This window comes from Streptomyces hyaluromycini (assembly GCF_002217755.1).
Classification (GTDB): domain Bacteria; phylum Actinomycetota; class Actinomycetes; order Streptomycetales; family Streptomycetaceae; genus Streptomyces; species Streptomyces hyaluromycini.
Genome location: NZ_BCFL01000028.1, coordinates 274,306 through 297,904, shown reverse-complemented (window position 1 = coordinate 297,904; position 23,599 = coordinate 274,306). Strand labels below are relative to the sequence as shown.

The 23,599-nt window shown below is 70.9% G+C and carries 19 protein-coding genes; 15 read left to right on the top strand and 4 right to left on the bottom strand.

Features of this window, described 5'->3' with window-relative positions; genetic code table 11:
• Positions 1 to 2 precede the first annotated feature (2 nt).
• Genes kdpA through SSP29_RS38835 form a run of 5 tightly spaced genes read left to right on the top strand, consistent with a single transcriptional unit; the run spans position 3 to position 7,714 of the window.
• On the top strand, positions 3 to 1,667 hold the full coding sequence (gene kdpA, locus SSP29_RS38855) for a potassium-transporting ATPase subunit KdpA (RefSeq protein ID WP_089105623.1): 1,665 nt from the start codon (positions 3 to 5) through the stop codon (positions 1,665 to 1,667).
• 29 nt (positions 1,668 to 1,696) lie between these two features.
• Positions 1,697 to 3,787, top strand: a complete 2,091-nt coding sequence (kdpB, locus tag SSP29_RS38850; RefSeq protein ID WP_089105672.1) for a potassium-transporting ATPase subunit KdpB — start codon at positions 1,697 to 1,699, stop codon at positions 3,785 to 3,787.
• A gap of 24 nt (positions 3,788 to 3,811) precedes the next feature.
• Entirely contained in the window at positions 3,812 to 4,480 is a 669-nt protein-coding gene (locus SSP29_RS38845; RefSeq protein WP_150135735.1) for a potassium-transporting ATPase subunit C, read from the top strand.
• Between the two features lie 8 nt (positions 4,481 to 4,488).
• Entirely contained in the window at positions 4,489 to 5,172 is a 684-nt protein-coding gene (locus SSP29_RS38840; RefSeq protein ID WP_089105621.1) for a response regulator, read from the top strand.
• A 1-nt stretch (position 5,173) separates the two neighbouring features.
• Positions 5,174 to 7,714: a sensor histidine kinase gene (locus SSP29_RS38835; protein ID WP_089105620.1), complete on the top strand. Its 2,541-nt coding sequence runs from the start codon at positions 5,174 to 5,176 to the stop codon at positions 7,712 to 7,714.
• Positions 7,715 to 7,731: 17 nt separating this feature from the next.
• On the opposite strand, the gene SSP29_RS38830 is transcribed toward SSP29_RS38835, so the two are convergent.
• Positions 7,732 to 8,268 carry a universal stress protein gene (locus tag SSP29_RS38830; RefSeq protein ID WP_089105619.1) on the bottom strand — a complete coding sequence of 179 codons (537 nt, stop codon included), beginning with the start codon at positions 8,266 to 8,268 and terminating at the stop codon, positions 7,732 to 7,734.
• A gap of 300 nt (positions 8,269 to 8,568) precedes the next feature.
• Between SSP29_RS38830 and SSP29_RS38825 the strand changes: the two genes are divergently transcribed.
• The 8 genes from SSP29_RS38825 (at position 8,569) to SSP29_RS38790 (ending at position 18,290) form a co-directional block, all read left to right on the top strand.
• Positions 8,569 to 8,916: an SAV_915 family protein gene (locus SSP29_RS38825; protein ID WP_089105618.1), complete on the top strand. Its 348-nt coding sequence runs from the start codon at positions 8,569 to 8,571 to the stop codon at positions 8,914 to 8,916.
• A 32-nt stretch (positions 8,917 to 8,948) separates the two neighbouring features.
• Positions 8,949 to 10,283, top strand: coding sequence for a diaminopimelate decarboxylase (gene lysA, locus SSP29_RS38820; protein ID WP_089105617.1), 1,335 nt, complete (start codon positions 8,949 to 8,951; stop codon positions 10,281 to 10,283).
• A gap of 219 nt (positions 10,284 to 10,502) precedes the next feature.
• Positions 10,503 to 12,320 (top strand): APC family permease, encoded by a 1,818-nt coding sequence (locus tag SSP29_RS38815; protein WP_089105616.1) that lies wholly within the window; start codon positions 10,503 to 10,505, stop codon positions 12,318 to 12,320.
• 100 nt (positions 12,321 to 12,420) lie between these two features.
• Positions 12,421 to 13,935: a glycoside hydrolase family 43 protein gene (locus SSP29_RS38810; RefSeq protein ID WP_089105615.1), complete on the top strand. Its 1,515-nt coding sequence runs from the start codon at positions 12,421 to 12,423 to the stop codon at positions 13,933 to 13,935.
• 146 nt (positions 13,936 to 14,081) lie between these two features.
• Positions 14,082 to 15,374, top strand: a complete 1,293-nt coding sequence (locus SSP29_RS38805) for an extracellular solute-binding protein (protein WP_089105614.1) — start codon at positions 14,082 to 14,084, stop codon at positions 15,372 to 15,374.
• Positions 15,375 to 15,382: 8 nt separating this feature from the next.
• On the top strand, positions 15,383 to 16,378 hold the full coding sequence (locus SSP29_RS38800) for a carbohydrate ABC transporter permease (protein ID WP_089105613.1): 996 nt from the start codon (positions 15,383 to 15,385) through the stop codon (positions 16,376 to 16,378).
• A complete protein-coding gene (locus SSP29_RS38795) occupies positions 16,375 to 17,208 on the top strand; it encodes a carbohydrate ABC transporter permease (RefSeq protein ID WP_089105612.1) in 834 nt (277 codons plus the stop codon). Before SSP29_RS38800 ends, SSP29_RS38795 begins: the two co-directional genes overlap by 4 nt.
• 29 nt (positions 17,209 to 17,237) lie before the next feature.
• Positions 17,238 to 18,290: an endo-1,4-beta-xylanase gene (locus SSP29_RS38790; RefSeq protein WP_089105611.1), complete on the top strand. Its 1,053-nt coding sequence runs from the start codon at positions 17,238 to 17,240 to the stop codon at positions 18,288 to 18,290.
• Positions 18,291 to 18,398: 108 nt separating this feature from the next.
• Here the strand turns inward: SSP29_RS38790 and SSP29_RS38785 are convergent, their stop codons facing one another.
• Positions 18,399 to 18,605 carry a DUF5999 family protein gene (locus tag SSP29_RS38785; RefSeq protein WP_089105610.1) on the bottom strand — a complete coding sequence of 69 codons (207 nt, stop codon included), beginning with the start codon at positions 18,603 to 18,605 and terminating at the stop codon, positions 18,399 to 18,401.
• A 399-nt stretch (positions 18,606 to 19,004) separates the two neighbouring features.
• Positions 19,005 to 19,589, bottom strand: coding sequence for a hypothetical protein (locus SSP29_RS38780; protein ID WP_089105609.1), 585 nt, complete (start codon positions 19,587 to 19,589; stop codon positions 19,005 to 19,007).
• Between the two features lie 556 nt (positions 19,590 to 20,145).
• On the opposite strand from SSP29_RS38780, the gene SSP29_RS38775 reads away from it, so the two are divergent.
• Both SSP29_RS38775 and SSP29_RS38770 read left to right on the top strand, forming a co-directional pair.
• Entirely contained in the window at positions 20,146 to 21,666 is a 1,521-nt protein-coding gene (locus tag SSP29_RS38775; protein ID WP_089105608.1) for a glutamate-cysteine ligase family protein, read from the top strand.
• Between the two features lie 235 nt (positions 21,667 to 21,901).
• Complete coding sequence (locus SSP29_RS38770; RefSeq protein ID WP_089105607.1) at positions 21,902 to 22,702, top strand: CPBP family intramembrane glutamic endopeptidase; 801 nt, start codon at positions 21,902 to 21,904, stop codon at positions 22,700 to 22,702.
• Here the strand turns inward: SSP29_RS38770 and SSP29_RS38765 are convergent.
• Entirely contained in the window at positions 22,692 to 23,504 is an 813-nt protein-coding gene (locus SSP29_RS38765) for a PhzF family phenazine biosynthesis protein (RefSeq protein WP_089105606.1), read from the bottom strand. The genes SSP29_RS38770 and SSP29_RS38765 overlap by 11 nt on opposite strands.
• Positions 23,505 to 23,599: the final 95 nt, after the last annotated feature.

The following is a 23,599-nucleotide window of genomic DNA, read 5'->3' as shown; positions in this document are numbered from 1 at the left end:
ACATGGGTCCCGAAACCGCCGCCGTGCTCCAGCTCGTCGCGCTCATAGGCGCGCTGGCGCTCTGCTACATCCCCTTCGGCAACCACATGGCCAGGGTCTACTCCTCCGACAAGCACTGGCGGGTCGAGAAGTGGATCTACAAGGGCATCGGCGCCAACCCCGACACCGAGATGCGCTGGCCCGCCTATCTGCGCGGAGTCCTCGCCTTCTCCCTCGTCGGCGTCCTCTTCCTCTACGTGCTGCAGCGGATCCAGGGCATCCTGCCCGGCTCGCTCGGCTTCTCCTCGGTCAACCCGGCGCAGTCGTTCAACACGGCCGTCTCCTTCGTGACCAACACGAACTGGCAGTCGTACTACGGCGAGCAGACCATGGGGCACGTCGTGCAGACCGCCGGTCTGGCCGTGCAGAACTTCGTCTCCGCCGCCGTCGGTATCGCGGTCGCGGTGGCTCTGGTGCGCGGGTTCGCGCGCTCCCGCACCGGTGAGATCGGCAACTTCTGGGCCGACCTGGTGCGCGGCACCGTCCGCATCCTGGTGCCGTTCGCCGCGATCGCGGCGGTGATCCTGGTCGCCTGCGGTGCCATCCAGAACTTCTCAGGTATCCACGAGGTCGGCCAGTTCATGGGTGGCTCGCAGCAGTGGAACGGCGGCGCGGTCGCCTCCCAGGAGGCCATCAAGGAGCTGGGCACCAACGGCGGCGGCTACTTCAACGCCAACTCCGCCCACCCCTTCGAGAACCCGACGCCCTTCACCAACCTCTTCGAGATCTTCCTGATCCTGCTGATCCCGTTCGCGCTGACCCGCACCTTCGGTGTCATGGTCGGCTCGGTCCGGCAGGGTTACGCGATCCTCGCCACCATGGGCACCATCTGGCTCGGCTTCACCGCACTGATGATGTGGACCGAGTTCGCCCACCACGGGCCGGCGCTCCAGCTCGCGGGCGGTGCCTACGAGGGCAAGGAGGTCCGCTTCGGGGTCGGCGGCTCGTCGATCTTCGCGGTGTCGACCACGCTCACCTCGACCGGCGCGGTGAACTCCTTCCATTCCTCCTTCACCGGCCTCGGCGGCGGCATCACCCTGCTCAGCATGATGCTGGGCGAGATCGCCCCCGGCGGTACCGGCTCCGGTCTCTACGGCATCCTGATCATGGCGATCATCGCGGTGTTCATCGCCGGTCTGATGGTCGGCCGTACGCCCGAGTACCTGGGCAAGAAGATCGGCGCGCGTGAGATCAAGCTGTCGGCGATCTACATCCTGATCACCCCGGCGCTGGCGCTCGTGTTCGCCGCGGCCTCCATGGCCCTGCCGACCCCGCCGCACTCCATGCTCAACCCGGGCGCGCACGGCTTCTCCGAGGTGCTGTACGCCTTCACCTCGGCGGCCAACAACAACGGCTCGGCCTTCGCAGGCCTGAACGCGAACACCGACTGGTACAACACCATGACCGGGCTCGCGATGCTGTTCGGCCGCTTCCTGCCCATGGTGTTCGTGCTGGCGCTGGCCGGCTCGCTCGCCGAGCAGAAGCCCGTCCCGGCCACGGCCGGCACCCTGCGCACCGAGAAGCCGCTGTTCACCGGCCTGCTGGTGGGCGCGATCATCATCATCACCGGTCTGACCTACTTCCCGGCCCTGGCGCTGGGCCCGCTGGCCGAGGGGCTGGCGTCGTGACCACCCGAACGGAAGCCCACGAGGACACCATGTCCACACCCACCCTTGCGCCCCACCAGGACGCGCCGACCGGGCACAAGCCCGCCGAAGGCCGCGTCGGCGCGGGCCTGTTCGACCCCAAGCAGCTGATCAGGTCCCTCCCCGAGGCCTGCCGCAAGCTCGACCCGCGGGTGATGGTCAAGTCGCCCGTGATGTTCGTGGTGTGGGTCGGCTCGATCCTGACCACGGTCTTCTCCTTCAAGGACCCGGGCGACTGGTTCGGCTGGACCATCAGCGCCTGGCTGTGGCTGACCGTGATCTTCGCCAACCTCGCGGAGGCGGTCGCCGAGGGCCGCGGCAAGGCCCAGGCGGACACCCTGCGCAAGGCCAAGACCGACACCGTCGCCCGGCGCCTGGTGGGTGACACCGAGGAGCAGGTGCCCGGCACCGAGCTGAAGATCGGTGACCTCGTCGTCTGCGAGGCCGGCGACATCATCCCCGGTGACGGTGATGTCATCGAGGGTGTCGCCTCGGTCGACGAGTCGGCGATCACCGGTGAGTCGGCCCCGGTCATCCGTGAGTCCGGCGGTGACCGCAGCGCCGTCACGGGCGGTACGAAGGTGCTGTCCGACCGGATCGTCATCAAGATCACGACGAAGCCGGGCGAGACCTTCATCGACCGGATGATCAGCCTCGTCGAGGGCGCGGCCCGGCAGAAGACGCCGAACGAGATCGCGCTGAACATCCTGCTCGCCTCGCTGACGATCGTCTTCCTGCTGGCCGTCGCCACCCTGCCGCCGTTCGCGGACTACGCGGGCACCCACCTCACGATGGTCGTGCTGGTCGCCCTCCTCGTCTGTCTGATCCCGACGACGATCGGCGCGCTGCTCTCCGCGATCGGTATCGCGGGCATGGACCGGCTGGTCCAGCGCAACGTCCTGGCCATGTCGGGCCGTGCGGTCGAGGCCGCCGGTGACGTCTCCACCCTGCTGCTGGACAAGACCGGCACCATCACCCTCGGCAACCGCCAGGCCTCCGAGTTCGTGCCGGTGCGCGGGGTCACCGAGGCCGAGGTGGCCGACGCGGCCCAGTTGTCCTCGCTGGCCGACGAGACCCCCGAGGGCCGCTCCATCGTCGTCCTTGCCAAGGAGAAGTACGGGCTGCGCGAGCGGCACCAGGGCGAGCTGGCGCACGCCGACTGGATCGCCTTCACCGCCCAGACCCGGATGTCGGGCGTGGACGTCGACGGACGCAGGATCCGCAAGGGCGCGGCCGGTTCGGTCATCGCCTGGGTCCGCGAGCAGGGCGGCACCGTCGCCGAGGACGCGGACACCCTCGCCAGCGTCATCTCGGAGGCCGGTGGCACCCCGCTCCTCGTCGCGGTCGAGGACGCCGAGGGCGCCCGGATCCTGGGTGTCATCCACCTCAAGGACGTCGTCAAGGAGGGTATGCGCGAGCGGTTCGAGGAACTGCGCCGGATGGGCATCAAGACCGTCATGATCACGGGTGACAACCCGCTGACCGCCAAGGCGATCGCCGAGGAGGCGGGCGTCGACGACTTCCTCGCCGAGGCGACCCCCGAGGACAAGATGGCGCTCATCAAGCGCGAGCAGGCCGGCGGCAAGCTGGTCGCGATGACCGGTGACGGCACCAACGACGCGCCGGCGCTCGCGCAGGCCGACGTCGGCGTGGCGATGAACACGGGTACGTCGGCCGCCAAGGAGGCCGGCAACATGGTCGACCTCGACTCCAACCCGACCAAGCTCATCGAGATCGTCGAGATCGGCAAGCAGCTCCTCATCACCCGCGGTGCGCTGACCACGTTCTCCATCGCCAACGACGTCGCGAAGTACTTCGCGATCATCCCGGCCATGTTCGCCGTGGTCTACCCGGGCCTGGACAAGCTCAACATCATGCACCTGTCCTCGCCCAGCTCCGCGATCCTGTCCGCGGTCGTCTTCAACGCGCTGATCATCATCGCGCTGGTGCCGCTCTCCCTGAAGGGCGTGCAGTACCGGCCGGTCAGCGCCGACAAGATGCTCCGCCGCAACCTCGGGATCTACGGCCTCGGCGGTCTGATCGCCCCCTTCATTGGCATCAAGATCATCGACCTGCTCATCTCCCTCATCCCCGGGCTGTAATTTCTTGAAAGCGTGCTGAAGGCCATGAACAACTCCGTTACGAACACCGCCCGGTTGCTCTGGGCGGGCCTGCGGGCCCTCCTCGTGCTGACCCTGGTGACGGGCGTCGTCTACCCGCTGGTCGTCACCGGCATCGCCCAGGCCGCGTTCCACAGCAAGGCGAACGGCTCCGAGATCACGTCGGACGGCAAGGTCGTCGGCTCGTCCCTGATCGGGCAGTCGTACAACCTGCCGCTGAAGAAGGGCCAGCAGACCCCGGACGCCGCCCTGCAGTGGTTCCAGGGCCGCCCGGCCAACGGGCTCGGCAGCAACAGCATCAACACCCAGTACAAGCTGATCCTTTCGGGTGCGACCAACCTCGCCGCCGACAACAAGGTGCTGATCCAGCAGGTGAAGGACGCCAAGACCGCGGTCGTCAAGGACAACTCGGTGCCCGGCTACACGGTCTCGCCCTCCCAGGTGCCGGCCGACGCCGTCACCTCCTCGGGCTCCGGCCTGGACCCGGACATCTCCCCGGCCTACGCCGAACTCCAGGTCCACCGGGTCGCGGAGAAGAACAACCTCTCCGTCGCCCAGGTGGAGAAGCTGGTCAAGGACCACACCACGGGCCGCACGCTCGGCTTCATCGGTGAGCCCCGGGTGAACGTCCTCGAACTCAACATCGCGCTGAAGGACCTGACCAAGGGCAGTTGAGAGAACCGATGACCCGAGTGCTGGTCGTGGAAGACGACCCCCAGCTCGTACGGGCACTCGTGATCAACATGCAGGCACGCCAGTACGGAGTGGACGCGGCGCCCGACGGCGCCACGGCCCTCCGGCTGGCGGCCGCGCGTCAGCCGGACGTGGTGATGCTCGACCTCGGACTGCCCGACATGGACGGGGTCGACGTCATCAAGGCGCTGCGTGGCTGGACCCGCGTGCCGATCCTGGTGCTGTCCGCGCGGCAGGCCTCCGACGAGAAGGTCGCCGCGCTGGACGCGGGCGCCGACGACTACATCACCAAGCCGTTCAGCATGAACGAACTCCTCGCCCGGCTGCGGGCCGCGGTCCGCCGCACCGAGGACGTGCCGCTCACCCCCGAGACCACCCGGGTGGAGACGGCCGACTTCACCATCGACCTGCTCGCCAAGAAGGCGGTGCGGGCCGGTCACGACGTACGGCTCACCCCCACCGAGTGGCATCTGCTGGAGATACTGGTCACCAACCCCGGCCGGCTCGTCACGCAGAAGCACCTGCTGCGCGAGGTGTGGGGGGTGTCGCAGAGCAACAAGACCAACTACCTGCGGGTCTACATGGCCCAGCTCCGCCGCAAGCTGGAGGCGGACCCCTCGCATCCCCGGTACCTGATCACCGAGCCCGGCATGGGCTACCGCTTCGAAGGATGACATGGCACGCGGCAGGCTTCGGATCTACCTCGGTGCGGCTCCCGGCGTGGGCAAGACCTACGCCATGCTCTCCGAGGCCCACCGCCGGATCGAACGCGGCACGGACTGTGTCGTCGCGTTCGTCGAGCACCACGACCGGCCGCGCACCGAGGTGATGCTGCACGGACTGGAGGAGATCCCGCGCCGCGAACTGGAGTACCGGGGCGGGGTGTTCACCGAGATGGACGTCGACGCCGTCCTCGCGCGCCGCCCCCAGGTCGCCCTCGTCGACGAACTCCCGCACACCAACATCCCGGGCTCCCGCAACGCCAAGCGCTGGCAGGACGTCGAGGAACTGCTGGCCGCAGGCATCGACGTCGTCTCCACCGTCAACATCCAGCACCTGGAGTCCCTCGGCGACGTGGTGGAGTCCATCACCGGGGTACGGCAGCAGGAGACCGTGCCCGACGAGGTCGTCCGGCGCGCCGACCAGATCGAGCTGGTCGACATGTCACCGCAGGCCCTGCGCCGCCGGATGGCGCACGGCAACATCTACCAGCCGGACAAGGTCGACGCGGCCCTCTCCAACTACTTCCGGCCCGGCAACCTCACCGCCCTGCGCGAACTGGCCCTGCTCTGGGTCGCGGACCGGGTCGACGAGTACCTGAACGAGTACCGCAGCGAGCACCGGGTCTCGAAGATCTGGGGCTCGCGCGAGCGGATCGTGGTCGGCCTCACCGGCGGGCCGGAGGGCCGGACGCTGATCCGGCGGGCCGTACGGCTCGCGGAGAAGGGCGCCGGCGGCGAGGTGCTCGCCGTCTACATCTCCCGCAGCGACGGCCTCAACTCCGCCTCCCCGAAGGAACTCGCCGTCCAGCGCACCCTTGTCGAGGACCTCGGCGGCACCTATCACCACGTCGTCGGCGACGACGTCCCGGCCGCGCTCCTCGACTTCGCGCGCGGGGTCAACGCCACCCAGATCGTCCTCGGCGTCTCCCGGCGCAGAAGCTGGCAGTACGTCCTCGGGCCGGGCGTCGGCGCCACGGTCGCCCGGGACTCGGGACCCGACCTGGACGTGCACCTCATCACGCACGACGAGGCCGGCAAGGGGCGGCTCCCGCTGGGCCGTTCGGCGCGGCTCGGCCGGTCCCGGCTCATCTGGGGCTGGCTGACCGGTGTGCTCGGGCCAGTCCTGCTCACCTGGCTGCTGACCTCGGTCGCACCGGAGGTGGGCCTGGCCAACGACATGCTGCTCTACCTCGCCCTGACGGTCGCCGCGGCTTTGCTCGGCGGTCTGCTCCCGGCGCTCACCTCGGCGGTGGCCGGCTCCCTGCTGCTCAACTGGTTCTTCACCCCGCCCGTCCACACCCTCACCATCGCCGACCCGAAGAACATCGTCGCCATCGCGATCTTCGTCGGGGTCGCGGTGTCCGTGGCCTCGGTGGTGGACCTGGCCGCCCGGCGCACCCAGCAGGCGATCCGGCTGCGCGCCGAGTCGGAGATCCTGTCCTTCCTCGCGGGCAGCGTGCTGCGCGGCGAGACCAGCCTGGAGGCACTCCTGGAACGGGTGCGGGAGACCTTCGGCATGGAGTCGGTGGCACTGCTGGAACGGGCGGACGACGTGACGCCGTGGACCTGCGCCGGCAGCGTCGGGCCCCGGCCCTGCCGGACGCCGGAGCGCGCGGACGTCGACGTGCCGGTCGGCGACCACATGACCCTCGCCCTGTCCGGCCGGGTGCTGCCGGCCTCCGACCGGCGGGTGCTGGCCGCGTTCGCCGCCCAGGCGGCCGTCGTGCTCGACCGGCAGCGGCTCCAGCAGGAGGCGGACCAGGCGAAGGAGCTGGCGGAGGGCAACCGCATCCGCACCGCCCTGCTGGCCGCGGTCAGCCATGACCTGCGTACCCCGCTGGCCGGCATAAAGGCCTCGGTGTCGTCGCTGCGTTCGGACGACGTGGAGTGGTCCGAGCAGGACCGGGCGGAGCTCCTGGAGGCCATCGAGGCGGGCGCCGACCGGCTCGACCACCTCGTCGGCAACCTCCTCGACATGTCCCGCCTGCAGACAGGCACCGTCACGCCCATCGTCCGCGAGGCCGACCTGGACGAGGTGGTGCCGATGGCGCTCGGCGGGGTCCCCGATGACAGCGTCGAGCTGGACATCCCGGAGACGCTGCCCATGGTCCACGTCGACAAGGGGCTGCTGGAACGGGTCGTCGCCAACGTGGTCGAGAACGCCGTCAAGTACAGCCCCGCGGACACCCCCGTGCTGGTGAAGGCCAGCTCCATGGCCGACCGGGTCGAGGTGCGGGTCGTGGACCGCGGCCCCGGCGTCCCGGACGAGGTCAAGGAGCGCATCTTCGAGCCGTTCCAGCGGTACGGCGACTCACCGCGCGGTGCGGGGGTGGGGCTCGGCCTGGCCGTGGCCCGGGGCTTCGCCGAGGCGATGGGCGGCACGCTGGCCGCCGAGGACACCCCGGGCGGCGGCCTCACCATGGTGCTGAGCCTGCCGACGGCACCGGGCCGCAGACCGGGCCGGCCGGACCTCTCGGCCGCGGTGACCCCATAGCGCCGATGCCGCGCGGCTCAGCAGGGCAACTTCCTTACGTCCAGCGGTAGATGCCAGGCATTGCGGCGATGCGCGGACGCCAGTTCCTCCTCCAGCGGGGACGGCGGTATCGCGAGGACCGGGCAGTGCGCGTGGGTCACGCAGTAGCGGGTGACGCGACCCGAGAAGGCCCGGTGCCAGCCGCGCCGGCCCGCGCCGACGACCAGGATGTCATCGTCCCGGTCGGCCGTCTCCACCAGGGCCAGGCCGGGGCTGGCGCGCACCACCGTGCCGTGCAGCTGGACGCCGGGGCCGGTGTCCCCGAAGACCTCGTCGAGCAGGCCGAGCAGCCGCTCCCGGGCCGTCCGCTGCCACTCCTCGACCAGCGGTGGCGGGACCGGGGAGCGCCGCGCCGCCAGTTCACCGCCCGGCGGCTCCCAGGCCAGCACCGGCCACAGCTCGGCTTCCCGCCGCCGGGCCTCCACCGCCGCCCGGCGCAGGGCCGTGACGCTGCCCAGCGAACCGCTCACCCCGACGACGACCCGACCGGATGTGCAGGTGTCGTAACCAGACATGTATCCACCGTACTTCGGCAGCGGGCCCCGGGCGTGTCCCAGGGACGGACAACGTCCATGACACTCCTCCCGGCCGGGCGCGGGCCAGCCCCGCAGTCTCTTCTTGGCACGCCTCTGACACCCGCGACCAGCAGTGAAGAGCCCGCCGTCAGCGTCCCGTCAACGTCGCCGCGATCACCGTCAGCGTCCCGTCATGAGGCATCGGAGAGGTGCCGGAAGCGGGCATAGCGTCTGGGGCGAGCCCCGGCCGGCCTGCCCGGGTCCGGGGCACCAGCTCCTTCCTGTGCCAGGAGGCATGCCATGCCAGAACTCTTGTGCGGTGACGACCCGGAGCCTTCCGATCGCTCCCCGGCCGGACCCCTGTTCGTACCGGTCCGGCCGGGACCCGCGGGGTACGCGGCCCGGCTCTTCCGCACCCCGCTCGGCGAGCGCACCGCCGTCGGTTTCACCTCGGCCCGCGCACTCGCCGTCACGCTCGGCCCCGACCAGGCCTGGATCCGGCTCGCCGAACCCGCCCTGCGTGCCCTGGCGGCACCGCTCGGCGTCACCACCGTCACGGTCGACCCGCAGCTGTCGGCCCCGGCCCCCGCGCCGGTGGCGCCGCTCGTGCCCGTCGCCTTGTCCCTGCGGATCGCCCGCACCGCCTGAACCGCGTGAATCGCCTGAGAGGGGAGCGGTCGATGACCACCCTGCACGAACCCGTCGTCACCACCACACCCGACGACCTGTCGGTGTGGCCCGCCTCCACCACCGAGCCCCGGCCCGGCGACCTGGCCGTCGGCGGAGTCCCACTGGCCGAGGTCGCCGACCGCTTCGGCACGCCCGTCTACGTCCTCGACGAGAACGAGGTCCGCGCGCGCTGCCGCACCTACCGGCACGCCTTCCCCGACACCGAAGTCCTCTACGCGGCCAAGGCGTTCCTGTGCCGGGCGATGGTCCACTGGACCGAGGAGGAGGGGCTCGGCCTGGACGTCTGCTCGGCCGGCGAGCTGGAACTGGCGGTCACCACCGGGTTCCCGCCGGAGCGGATCGTGCTGCACGGCAACGCCAAGTCGCCGCGCGACCTGGAGACCGCGCTGCGGCTGGGCGTCGGGCGGATCGTCATCGACAGTCCGTCGGAGATCGCCCGGCTGGCCGCCGCGGTCGGACCCGGCGGGCATCAGAAGGTCATGGTCCGGGTGGTGCCCGGGATCAGCGCGGGCGGCCACGAGAAGATCCGCACCGGCACCGACGACCAGAAGTTCGGCCTGTCCATCGCCGACGGCTACGCCCAGCACGCCATCGCCCGGATACTGGACCAGCCGCAACTCGAACTCACCGGCCTGCACTGCCACCTGGGCTCCCAGATCACCAGCGTCAAGCCGTACCTCGCCGCCGTGCGCCGGGTGGTCGGGCTCATGGCCCGGCTGCACGAACAGCACGGACTGGTCCTGCCCGAGCTGGACCTGGGCGGCGGCCACGGCATCGCCTACCGGCCCGGCGAGGCGGCCCTCGACCTCACCGCCCTGGCCCGCAGGGTGCGCGCCGAACTGTCCGACGCCTGCGCGGCGGCCGGGCTCCCGGTGCCCCGCCTGATCATCGAGCCGGGACGGGCCGTCGTGGGCCCGGCCGGGATCTCCGTGTACCGCGTCCTCGCCGTCAAGAGGACCGGCGACCACACCTTCGTCGCCGTCGACGGCGGCATGAGCGACAACCCGCGGCCCGCGCTGTACGGCGTCCGCTACGCGCCCCGGCTCATCGGCCGCGCGAGCGGCGAGCCGTCGGCCCCGGTGACCGTCGTCGGCCGGCACTGCGAGGCGGGCGACGTCCTGGCCGCCGACGTCCGACTCCCCTCCGACCTGCGCCCCGGCGACCTGCTCGCGGTTCCGGTGGCCGGCGCCTACCACCTCTCCATGGCCTCCGGCTACAACCTGGTCGGCCGCCCGCCGGTCACCGCCGTCCGCGACGGCCACGCCCGCCTGCTGGTCCGGCGCGAGTCCCTGGACGACATCCGGAGGCGGGACGTGGGGCTGTAGGCCGACGGGGCCGAGGCGGGGTGGGGCCGCTGACCGGCACCGGCGGAGGGCCGCCCGCACCCACCCGTGCCGCGTGACGGGGCACATCCGGCCCGCAAGGCGTGCGGCGGGCACGACCACCTGCGGGCTCAGCCGGACCGGACGCTCGCGGGCTGCGCCCGACCGGTCGTCCGCCGACACTGGTGGCGACCCGTCCCACCCGGCCCCGATGAGGTCCCGATGGCGTATGGCCTGGCTCGTCGTGAACTGAGACCGCGCGTCCCGCTGCGCCCCGGTGAGGGCGACAAGCACCGTCTGACCAGCCTGGAAGGGCTGGCCGCGCTCTCCCTGGACGCGCTCAGCTCGGTGGCGTACGGACCCGAGGCGATCGTGCTGGCCCTGGTGGTCGCCGGTACCGGCGCGCTCACCGCGACCCTGCCCATCACCCTCGCGATCACCTTCCTGCTCGCCGCGCTCGTCGTGTCGTACGGCCAGGTCATCGCCGTACACCCGGACGGCGGTGGCGCCTACGCCGTCGCGAAGGCGGACCTCGGCGCCACCGCGAGCCTGCTGGCCGCCGCCAGCCTGGTCGTCGACTACGTGCTCACCGTCGCCGTGAGTCTCGCCGCGGGCGCCGACGCGCTCGTCTCCGCCTTCCCGGCCCTCGCCCACGACAAGCCGGCCGTCTGCCTGGTCGGCCTGGCCCTGCTGACTGCCGTCAACCTGCGGGGCGTCACCGAGAGCGCCCGGGTGCTGATGCTGCCGACCCTCCTGTTCATCGCGGCGATGCTCGGTGTGATCGTCCTCGGCCTGCTGCGCTCGCACCCGGCCGCCGTCGTCGGCGCCGCCCAGCCCGTGCACGTGACCGAGGCGCTGACCGCGCTGGTGATCCTCAAGGCGTTCTCGTCCGGCTGCTCGGCCCTGACCGGTGTCGAGGCCATCGCCAACGCCGTGCCGACCTTCCGCACCCCCAGCGTCAGGCGCGCCCAGCGCACCGAACTGATGCTCGGCGCGCTGCTCGGGACCATGCTGATCGGGCTGGCCGTCCTGATCCGCCGCGACCATGTGGCCCCGCGCGGCGGGGTGACCGTCCTCGCCCAGCTCACCGCGGGCGCCTACGGCACCGGCTGGCCCTACTACGCCACCAAACTCGTCGTCACCCTCGTCCTCGGGCTGGCCGCCAACACCAGCTTCGGCGGGCTGCCGGTGCTGATGAGCCTGCTCGCCCGCGACCACCGGCTGCCCCACCTCTTCGGCCTGCGCGCCGAACGCCCGGTCTACCGCTACGGCGTGGTCGCCCTCGCCCTGCTCGCCGCGCTCCTCCTGCTCGCCACCGACGCCGACACCCACCGGCTGCTGCCGCTCTTCGCCATCGGCGTCTTCATCGGCTTCACCCTCAGCCAGGCCGGTCTGGTCAGGCACTGGGCGACCCAGCGGCCGGCACGCTGGAAACGCCGCGCGCTCATCAACGGCACCGGCGCCGTGCTCACCACCCTGGCCGGTGTCATCCTGCTGTTCACCAAGTTCCTCTCCGGCGCCTGGGTGGTCGTGCTCGCCGTACCGCTGATGATGCTGCTGTTCGCCCGCATCCAGCGCTACTACACCGAGGTGGGCGAGGAGCTGGGCCTCGGCCGGATCCCGGAACCGCCGGTCCGGCGCACCGCCAGCCTGGTGATCGTGCCGATCGGCGAGGTCAGCAAGCTCGCCCGGCACGCCCTCGGCGCCGCCCTCGCCCTCGGCGACGAGGTGGTCGCGGTCGCGGTGCACGGTGACCCGGCCAGGTCCCGGGCGCTGGAGGAGGCCTGGGAGCGCTGGAACCCGGGCGTGCGCCTCGACATCGTCGACAGCCCGCACCGCTCGCTGGTGCAGCCGATCGTCGAGTACGTGCAGCAGGCGGCGGCGGACGGCCGCCAGGTCGCCGTCCTCATCCCCGAGGTGGAGCCGAGGCACCGGCGCTACGAGATCCTCCAGAACCAGCGCGGCCTGCTGCTCGCCACCGTTCTGCGGGCCCGCACCGACGTCGTGGTGTGCATGCTGCCCTACCGGTTGAAGCTGTGACGGCCGCCTTGTCGGGTCACGGACCGGCTCCTACAGTGCGCCCCGTAATGTTCGCCGACCTCGCCGAAACTTTCGGCGCGGCCTGGGGAGGGGCACACACATGCGGACGTACGGCAACCCGGTCATCCCCGGCTTCCATCCCGACCCGAGCGTGTGCCGGGTCGGGGCGGACTACTACCTCGTCTGTTCCAGCTTCGAGTACTTCCCCGGCGTCCCGCTCTTCCACAGCCGGGACCTGGTGCACTGGCGGCAGCTCGGCAACGTCCTCGACCGGCCGGGGCAGTTGACGCTGCCGGACGACACGCCGGCCTCGGGCGGTGTGTACGCCCCGACGATCCGGCAACACGACGGGCTCTTCCACGTCATCACCACCAATGTCAGCGGCGGGGGCAACTTCCTCGTCACCGCCGAGCGGCCCGAGGGCCCCTGGTCCGACCCGGTGTGGATCGACGTCCCCGGCATCGACCCCGACCTCGCCTGGGACGAGAACGGCGACTGCTGGTGTGCGGTGGCCGGCGTCGCGGTCGCCCGGATCGACACCCGCAGCGGGAAGGTGCTGGAGGGACCGCTGCCGATGTGGTCCGGGACGGGGCTGCGCGACCCGGAGGCGCCGCACCTCTATCGGGTCGGCGGGTGGTGGTACCTGCTGGTCGCCGAGGGCGGCACCGCGCTCGGGCACGGGGTGTCCGTGGCCCGCGCCCGCTCGCCGCGCGGCCCCTGGGAGCCGGCGCCCGGCAATCCGCTGGTCTCGCACCGGGGCACCCGGGAGACGGTCCAGTGCACCGGGCACGCCGACCTCGTCCGGGCGGCCGACGGCAGCTGGTGGGCGGTGCTGCTCGGCACCCGGCCGCGCGGCTGGTTCCCCGAGTTCCATGTGCTCGGCCGGGAGACCTTCCTGGCCCCGGTGACATGGGTGGACGGCTGGCCGCGCATGGGCCCGGTGCGGGAGCGGCACGAGGCGCCTGCCGCCTGGCAGCCGGTCGAACCGCCGCCCGTACGGGACGACTTCACGGCCCCCGCCCTCGCGCCGTACTGGATCTCCCCGCGCAGCCGGCCGGCCGGGTCCTGGTCGCTGGCCGAACGGCCCGGCTGGCTGACGCTCGCGGCCACCGGGGACAGCCTCGACCGCGCCGGGCACACCTTCGTCGGCCGGCGCCAGCAGCATGCCGACTGCCGGGCCGCCGCACTGCTCGACCCGGGCCCGGGCCGCGCGGGTCTGACGGTCCGCATCGACGAGGCCCACCACTACGACCTGGAGGTGAGCGGGGGAGTGGTGAGCGCGGTCGCGCGGATCGGGCCGGTGCGGCAGCGGCTCGCCGAACGGGTGGTGCCGCCGGGGCCGTTGACCCTCGTCGTCGAGATCCGCACCACCCGGGTGCCGCCGCCCACCGCGACCGCGCCCGGGCAGGACGACGGCACCGGTGTCCGCCCCGCCGGGCCCGATGCCGTGGCCCTTTCGATCGAAACGTCCGACGGTGTCGTTCGGCTGGCCGAACTCGACGGCCGCTATCTCTCCACCCAGGTGGCCGGCGGGTTCACCGGCAGGGTCGTCGGCATGTACGTCACCGAGGGCCGGGCCGCCTTCGACTGGTTCGAATACGTGCCCATCAGCTGATGCGCGACACCTTGACGCTCCTGATCCGCCTTTCTAGAGTCGCCGTTCGTAACGTTCGATAAAAACGCCGAATGTTTCGAACGGCGGCCCCGGAGCACCACCGAACCAGGACGGCGTCGGTCGTCCCGTACCCCAAGGAGCGCATCATGGGCGACCCGGCACTGTCCCGTCGCGGATTCCTGGCGGCCACCGCGGCCGCCGGTCTGGGCATGACCGCCCTCAGCGGCTGCGGCGGCTCGGACTCGGGGACGTCGGGGGGAATCACCACCGTCGAGTGGTGGAACATCTCCACGACCGAGCCGGCGAAGGGCGTGTGGGCGTCCCTCGCCAAGAAGTTCGAGGCGCAGAACCCCAAGGTCAAGCTGAAGATCGTCCAGCTGGAGAACGACGCCTACAAGACGAAGATGACGGCCCTGACCGCCTCCGGGAAGCTCCCCGACATCTTCCACACCTGGGGCGGCGGCGTCCTCCAGCAGCAGGTCGACGCCGGCCTCGTCAAGGACCTCACCGACTCCACCAAGCCCGGGGCCGACGGCCTGCTCCCGGTGGCCAAGCAGGCGTACATCCTGGACAACAAGACGTACGGCATCCCCTTCGACATCGGCATGGTCGGCTTCTGGTACAACAAGGCGCTCTTCAAGAGGGCCGGCATCAGCGCACCCCCGGCCACCTGGAGCGGCTTCCTCGACGCCGTGAAGAAGCTGAAGGCCGCCGGTGTCACCCCCCTCGCCCTGGCCGGCAAGGAGAGCTGGACCGGCATGTACTACTGGGCGTACCTCGCGATGCGCACCGCCGGCATCGACGCCCTCAAGAAGGCGAACGACGACAAGGACTTCACCGGTGCCGGGTTCGTCGAGGCCGGACAGCACCTGAAGGACCTCGTCGCCCTCCAGCCGTTCCAGAAGGGGTTCCTGGGCGCCGCCTACTCCACCCCGACCGGCCAGGCCGCCTCCGTCGGCAACGCCAAGGCCGCGATGGAGCTGATGGGCCAGTGGGCCCCGAGCGTCGAGGCCGACGCGGGCAAGGGCATCGGCGCCGACCTCGGCTTCTTCCCGTTCCCGGCCGTCGAGGGCGGCAAGGGCACCGTCACCGAGGTCTTCGGAGGCGGCGGCGGACACGCGCTGCGCGCCGACGCCCCGCAGGCCGCGGTCGACTTCCTGAAGTTCTTCGCCTCCGAGACGACGGACGCGGAACTGGTGAAGAAGACCAGCGTGCTGCCCGTCGTACCCGCCGCCGAGAGCGCCCTGACCGACGCCAACCTCAAGCTCGTCCAGGCCCAGTTGAAGGCCGCCACCGGTTTCCAGCTCTACCTCGACCAGGCGTACGCGCCCGCCGTCGGCCAGCAGGTCAACGACAGCGTCGCCGGGCTGATCGCCGGGTCCAAGTCGCCCGCGGACGTCACCCAGGCGATCACCAAGACCGCGAAGGAAGAGCAGTAGGCCGCCCGATGACCTCGACCTACCTGCCCGGCACGCGGTCGGGACCGGACGCCGCGCCGCAGCCGCTCCCGCGCGCGGGCCGGGCGCGCACCAGGCGCCGGCTGCTGCACTGGCTCACCGCGATGGGCTTCCAGCTGCCCGCCCTCGTCCTGTTCGGCGTCCTCGTCCTGCTGCCGATCCTGTTCGCGCTGTACGCCTCGTTCTTCCGCTGGGGCGGCTTCGGCATGCCCTCCGACTACACCGGCACCGACAACTTCACCCGGCTCTTCCAGGACGACGTCTTCCTCGGCGACCTGTGGCGCTGCCTGCTCCTGGTCGTGCTGTCGCTGGCACTGCAACTGCCGTTCGCCCTCGCCATGGCGGTCCTGCTCAACCAGCGGATCCGCGGCCGGGCCGTCTACCGGATGCTGTTCTTCGCGCCGTACGTGCTCTCCGAGGCGATCACCGGTGTGCTCTTCGGCATGATCTTCGCGCCCGGCGACGGGCTCGCCGACCACCTCCTGAGCGACATCGGCCTCGGCGCGCTCGGCGGGAAGTGGTTCTCCGACCCCTCCACCGTCATGGCCACCCTCTTCCTGGTCATGACCTGGAAGTACTTCGGCTTCCACATGATGCTCTACCTGGCCGGACTCCAGTCCATCCCGGCCGAGTTGACGGAGGCCGCGACCGTCGACGGCGCCTCGCCCTGGCAGCGCTTCCGGCACGTCACGCTGCCGCTGCTCGCCCCCACCCTGCGCATCAGCGTCTTCCTGTCGGTGATCGGCTCCATCCAGCTCTTCGACCTGGTGTGGGTGGTCACCGCGGGCGGCCCCGACCACCACTCGGAGACCATGGCCGTGACCATGTTCCAGTACGGCTTCAAGCGCTACCAGGTCGGCTACGCCAGCGCGATCAGCGTGGCCATGTTCGCCGTCAGCCTCGTCTTCGCCCTCGCCTACCAGCGGTTCGTGCTCCGCCGCGACCTGGCGGGCGCCACCACGAACATGCGGGGGGACGGCGCATGAGCGGCGACCGCAAGACCGTACGGACACTTCCGCTGCACCTGGTCCTCGTCGTCGTCGGCGCGCTGATGGTCGTACCCCTGCTGTACGCCCTGCTGTCCGGGTTCAAGACGACCGGCGAGCTGTCCCGCAACCCGGTCGGGCTGCCCGAGTCCTGGGTGACCTCCAACTACACCGGCATCCTCGGCACCGGCACGTTCTGGCGGCTGGTCGGCAACAGCACGCTGATCGCGATCGCCACCACCGTCCTGGTGGTCGCGGTCTCGGCACTCGCCGCCTTCTCCTTCGCGCGGTTCGCGTTCCGCGGGCGGGAAGTCCTGTTCACCGTGTTCACGATGGGCCTGATGTTCCCCTTCGCGGTGGCCGCCCTGCCCCTCTTCCTGCTGCTGCGCTCGATGAACCTGCTGGACAACCCGCTGGGCGTGATCCTTCCGCAGGCCGCGTTCGGGCTGCCGATGACCATCATCATCCTGCGCGGCTTCTTCCGGGAGATTCCAGGGGAGCTGGAGGAGGCGGCCACGCTCGACGGCTGCGGGCCGTTCGCCTTCTTCTGGCGGATCCTGCTGCCCATGGCCCGGCCGGCGCTCGGCACGGTCTCCGTGCTCGCGGTCGTCACCAGCTGGAACAACTTCTTCCTGCCGCTGCTGGTCTTCACCGATCCGAAGTGGTGGACGATCCCGGTCGGCGTGCAGCAGTTCCAGGGCCAGTACTCCACCGACACCGCCCGGGTCTTCGCCTACCTGGTCCTCGCCATGGTTCCCGCCCTGGCCTTCTACTCGGTCGCCGAGCGCCAGCTCGTCGGCGGCCTCACCGCAGGCGCCACCAAGGGCTGAACACCCCTTCCACGGACAGGAGTCGCACCATGTCCCGTACCCGGCTCAGACTCGCCGGCGCCCTCGCGGCCGTACTCGTGGCGGCCGGAGTGGCCACCGGCCCTGCCGCCCAGGCCCACGACCGGCCGCCCACGCTCGCCGAACTCGCCCAGCGCCACGGCCGCTACTTCGGCAGTGCCACCGACAACCCCGAACTCACCGACACTGCCTACACGAAGCTGCTCGGCACCGAGTTCGACATGATCACGCCCGGCAACGGCATGAAGTGGTACGCCACCGAGCCCCAGCAGGGCGTCTTCGACTGGACCAACGGCGACCAGATCGTGAACCTCGCCCGCAGGAACCACCAGCAGGTCCGCGCCCACACCCTGGTCTGGCACAGCCAGCTGCCCGGCTGGCTCACCTCCCGCGACTGGACGGCCGCCGAACTGCGGGCGGTACTGAAGAAGCACATCCAGACCGAGGTACGGCACTACCGGGGCAGGGTCTACTCCTGGGACGTCGTCAACGAGGCCTTCAACGAGGACGGCAGCTACCGCGAGACCCTCTGGTACAAGACGCTCGGCCCCGGCTACATCGCGGACGCGCTGCGCTGGGCCCACCAGGCCGACCCGCACGCCAGGCTCTACCTGAACGACTACAACATCGAGGGCCTCGGCGCGAAGAGCGACGCCTACTACGCGCTCGCCCAGCAGCTGAAGGCGCAGCACGTCCCGCTGGACGGCATCGGCTTCCAGGCCCACCTGGCCCTCCAGTACGGCTATCCCGCCACCCTGGAGGACAACCTCCGCCGCTTCTCCCGCCTCGGCCTGGACACCGCGCTCACCGAGGTGGACGTACGGATGCAGCTGCCGGCCACCGACGAGAAGCTGGCCGAGCAGGCCGCCTGGTACGCCGATCTGACCAAGGCCTGCCTGGCGGTACGGCACTGCGTGGGCATCACGGTCTGGGACTACACGGACAAGTACTCGTGGATCCCGGCGTTCTTCCCCGGTGAGGGTGCGGCCCTGCCCTGGGACGAGCAACTCGCCCCCAAACCGGCCTACTTCGCACTGCGCACAACCCTCGGCTACACGCAGTGACCAACCCCGGACGCACATCGGGGCCGGTGCGCACCATGTGTGTGCGTCCGGCCCCTGCGGGTCACCGGGCGGAGCGGCGGGGCCGCCCGGGGGTGATGCGGTGGTCTCTCAGGCGGCGGTCACCACGCGGCCGGCACCGAGCGGGCGGTGCGGCGCGATGATCTGGCCGTCGGGCAGGAGCTCACCGGTGTCCTCGAAGAGCAGAACGCCGTTGCACAGCAGGCTCCAGCCCTGCTCCGGGTGGTGCGCCGTGAGGCGGGCGGACTCCCGGTCGGCGGATTCGGCTGTCGGACACGGCGGCTGGTGCTGGCACATGGATAGGGTCTCTCGCTCGGTCGTGATCATTCGGGCCCCCGTACTGATGAGTCGGTCGGAATCCAGTGTTGCCTTTCGGGCGTTGCTCCGCAGGGATTTCGCTGCACCGCTTCTCACAGATTGGAGACGCGTCACCCGCGCGGACGGTTCATCCCGGCCGGGTTGCCGATTCGGATGGTTTCGCATGGCCGGATGGGGCTAGTCCGGACGGCGGGCCATCGCGAGGCGAGGGCTATTCCGGCTCTTAGGAGCGGTGAATTGCTCGTACGAGCGGAATCCGGTGCCTCGGACCATGACACCGGTGTCCTGGGCTGTGCCCTACAAAAATACGCCCGTACCCCGCAACGCGCGCGTACCCCGCCGCTGGACGGGTAGCGGCGGGGTACGGAGGCGACGGCGTCAGGCGGGCGTGATCAGCAGGGGGGCCGGGGTGATCCTGTCGGTCAGCACCGGGAGCAGCTCGGCGACCAGGTGCGGCCGGTGGGCCGCGATACCGGGCGGGGCGGGCGCCAGCGGCACCAGCAGGTCGGTGGCGGCCGGGTGTCCCTCGGCGCCGTCCGCCGTGCAGTCGCCGTGCAGCCACAGGGTGAGCATGTAGAGGCCGGGCAGGGACAACAGGCGTGGCTGGTACGTCTGTTGCAGGGCCTCGGCCTGGTGCAGGGCGCGCTCGGTGGAGGTGATGTACGGGCCCTCGAAGAAGTGCGAGAAGGCCCAGCCGTCCGGGGTGAGCATCGTGTCGGCCGCGGCCACCGCCCGGTCGCCGCAGCGGATCAGGAAGCGCCAGCCGGCCAGCCGGGTGGCGGACACGCCCTCCGGGGTGATCCGGTCCATGACGTGCACGGGAAGGGGGAGTTCGGGGGTCGCGGGTCCCTGGGCGGTGCGCAGGGAGGGGGTCCGGGCCTCGCGGACCGCGGTGGGGGAACCGAGGGCGGTGAGGACGGAACGCAGTGCGGGCGCGGGGGCAGGAGGGACTTGCAGCGGCATGGTGGGTCGCCTCTCATTCGACAGGCGCGGTGGCGCGAGGGCGGGGGCGGACGGCGCTGTCAGCTCACAGGGGTCAGAGAGGCGGGGGCCCGGTTCGGTGAAGAGAGATGCGGGCGTTGCCTGCCGCACGTCGCTCAGACGGCAGGAACCAGGACCGTGGGCGCCAGCCTTCTGCCTTGTCCGCGGAGTTTATACGACGCCTGTTCAGGTGGTGTTTCACCGGGCTGTTTCATACAACCGAACAAGGCGCAATTCGGCCGTAGATTCGTGCGGAATCCTCCCGATTTCCTGCCCGTCGAAACCCTGCTGACCTCGGATTACGAGGCTGTCGCGGTAGGCCGGATGTAGTCGGCGTTTTTCACGAGGGGAACGGGGAACCCGAAGTTGCATGCTGCTCCATGCCTCGTGAATGTGCCGCGGGACACATTCCAACAGAGTAGCGGGTGCCGGTGCCCCGCGCGACGTTATCGATCGCCTCCGCTGGGCATCATCCCACCTGGACTCGGGACACCGGCGGCCGGAAGCCCGGCCCGCCCATTCGAGGAGGGACGCTTCGATGGGGGAGAAGGTCGCGGCGGGCCGGTTCGACCTGTCCGATCGCCGGCACTACCGCGAAAAGCTCCACGACTGTCTGGCGGGGCTGGAACGGCTGCTGGTGGAGAAGCGGTTCGACCGCCCCAAGAACCTCATGGGCGTCGAGATCGAATTGAATCTGGCCGGCGCCGACGGCTTGCCGAGAATGTTGAACGGTCAGGTTCTGGAACGTATCGCGAGCCGTGATTTCCAAACAGAACTCGCCATGTTCAATCTGGAAGTGAACATAGCTCCACACCGGCTTGGCGGCCGGGTTTTCGACCGGCTCGCGGAGGAACTCCGGACCTCGCTGGCCTACGCCGACCGGAAGGCGGGCGAGGTGGACGCCGGGATCGTGATGACCGGCATCCTGCCCACGCTGGAGCGGGACGACCTGGTCTCCGCGAACCTCTCCGAGGTGGACCGGTACACCCTGCTGAACGACCAGATCGTGGCCGCCCGCGGCGAGGACTTCCTGCTCGACATCGAGGGCGTCGAGCACCTCGTGTGCACCTCGAAGTCGATCGTCCCGGAGGCCGCCTGCACCTCCGTGCAGCTGCACCTCCAGGTCACCCCGGCCCGCTTCGCCGACGTGTGGAACGCGGCACAGGCGGCGGTCGCCGCGCAGATCGCCGTGGGCGCGAACTCCCCGTTCCTCTTCGGCCGTGAACTGTGGCGGGAGTCCCGCCCCCCGCTGTTCCTCCAGGCCACCGACACCCGCCCGCCGGAGCTCCAGGCCCAGGGCGTACGGCCGCGCACCTGGTTCGGCGAACGCTGGATCAGCTCGGCCTTCGAGCTGTTCGAGGAGAACCTGCGCTTCTTCCCGGCCCTCCTCCCGATCTGCGACGAGGAGGACCCGCTGGCCGTCCTCGACGCGGGCGGAGTGCCGAAGCTCGCGGAACTCGTCCTGCACAACGGCACGGTGTACCGCTGGAACCGGCCGGTCTACGGCATCGCCGACGGCGTCCCCCACCTGCGCGTCGAGAACCGCGTGCTGCCGGCCGGGCCCACCGTCACCGACGTCGTCGCCAACGCGGCGTTCTACTACGGCCTGGTCCGCGCCCTCGCGGAGGAGTCCCGCCCGGTGTGGACGCGGCTGCCGTTCGCCACGGCCGAGGCGAACTTCGACGCGGCGTGCCGGCACGGGATCGACGCACGGCTGGTCTGGCCGAGGCGGGCGCGGTACGGCGGCGGTACGGCGGAGGTGGACGCGGTCACCCTGGTCCGCGACGAGCTGCTGCCGCTGGCGGAGGCCGGGCTGGACGCGTGGGGGGTGGAGCCCGCCGACCGGGACTTCTACCTCGGCGTGATCGAGGAGCGGTGCCGCAGGCGGGTCAACGGGGCGTCCTGGCAGGCGGCGACGTTCCACCGGGCACTGGAGCGGGGGCTGCCGAGGGATGCGGCGCTGGCCGCGATGACGCGGCGCTATGCGGAGCTGATGAACGAGGGGGAGCCGGTGCACACCTGGCCGGTGGGGTTATTGGAGCCGGTGCCGCTGGGGTGAGGGCCGACGGGGTCGCGCCGTGGGAGGGGCGGTGGGATGCCGGGTGCGGCGCCGTTGGGGGGCGTGGGTTGCCGGGTGCGGCGCCGTGGGGGCTGGTCGCGCAGTTCCCCGCGCCCCTTTCGGGGCGCTGTAGTGGGCCTTCCTCTTCCACGGGGGTCGGTCGTGCCTGCTTCAGGTTGATCGGGCAAGCTGGGACGTCCCATGGGGCGGCGGGATTGCTCGGCTGGAGGCAGGAGTGCAGGTGGAGGCGGATCAGGTGGCCGGTGCTTACCCACTGGAGCGGCCCTCGCAACGCATGTTCAGGGACGAGACGCTGCTCGTCCTGGGGCTTTCGCTCGGTGCGAGCGGAGTGTCCGCCCTGATCAGCTTTGTCGGCTCGGTCACCAAACCGGGCGGCCTCAAGGACCAGGCGGCGACCCTCAACGCGTCGGCCGCGCCGGGCCGCCCCTGGCTGGATCTGGCCTGGCAGCTCTTCGGTATCGCGACGGCACTCGTCCCCGTCCTCCTCGTCGCCCACCTCCTCCTGCGCGAGGGCGCGAGCCTGCGCACGCTCGGCTTCGACCGCACCCGCCCCTGGCCCGACCTCGGGCGCGGCGCGGCCGTCGCCTCGGTGATCGGCAGCACCGGAATCGCCTTCTACCTGGCCGCACGCGGCCTCGGTTTCAACCTCACGGTGGTCCCGGAGGCGCTGCCGGAGGTGTGGTGGAAGTACCCCGTGCTGATCCTCTCCGCGATGCAGAACGCGATCCTCGAAGAGGTCATCGTGGTCGGCTATCTGCTGCGCCGCCTTGACCAGTTGGGCTGGACCGCCGGCACGGCGCTGGTGGCCAGTTCCGTCCTGCGCGGCTCGTACCACCTCTACCAGGGGATCGGCGGCTTCGTCGGCAACATGGTGATGGGCGTCGTCTTCGTCTACCTGTACCGGCGGTGGGGCCGGGTCGGTCCCCTGGTGGTCGCGCATTCCCTGCTCGACATCGGCGCCTTCGTCGGCTACGCGCTGCTCGCCGGCAAGGTGGGCTGGCTGCCTACGGCGTGAGCAGTTCGCCGTCGATGACGGTGACCGCGCGCCCGGTCAGCAGGACGCGGTCGCCGCGCAGCGAGGTACGCACGAGCCCGGTACGACGGGAGGCCTGGAGCCCCGTCAGATCGTCGCTCCCCAGCCGCCCGGACCAGTGCGGCGCGAGGGCGGTGTGCGCACTCCCGGTCACCGGATCCTCGTCGATGCCGACGTTCGGGAAGAAGCAGCGGGAGACGTAGTCGTACCCCTTGGCAGGGTCCTCGGCGCGGGCGGTGGCGATGATCCCGCGCGCGGAGTAGGCGCCGAGGGCCTTGTGGTCGGGGGAGAGGCCGAGGACGGTCTTCTCGTCGGCGAGTTCGAGGAGCAGGTCCCCGATGTTCGGCCCGGTGTCGAAGACGGCGACGGGCTCGGCCCCGAGCGCCTCGGTGACCCCGTCGGGCACGTCGACGCGGGTGAGCGGGGCGGTGGGGAAGTCGAGGGTGATCGACCCGTCCGCGTTCGGCGTCGCGATCAACACGCCGCTGCGGGTGGCAAACCGCGTGGGTCCCGCCTGCGCCTGCGTCGTGCTCAGCACATGGGCGGTGGCAAGGGTGGCATGCCCGCACATGGCGACCTCCGTGACCGGGGTGAACCACCGCAACGCCCAGTCGGCGTCCCCGCCCTCGGGCAGGGGGTGGGCGAACGCGGTCTCGGCGTGGTTCACCTCCATGGCGACGCTCTGCATCCACGCGTCACCGGGAAAGGCATCGAGCAGCACGACTCCGGCGGGGTTCCCGGCAAAGGCCCGCTCGGCAAAGGCATCGACGATTCGAATCCGCATGCACCAGACGCTAGAGCTTCCGCACCGCGGCCGACCAAGGCCAATCCCGGAGCCCTGGCCCGATTTCCACCAGGTGCGGCCAGCCGGGGGCCGGG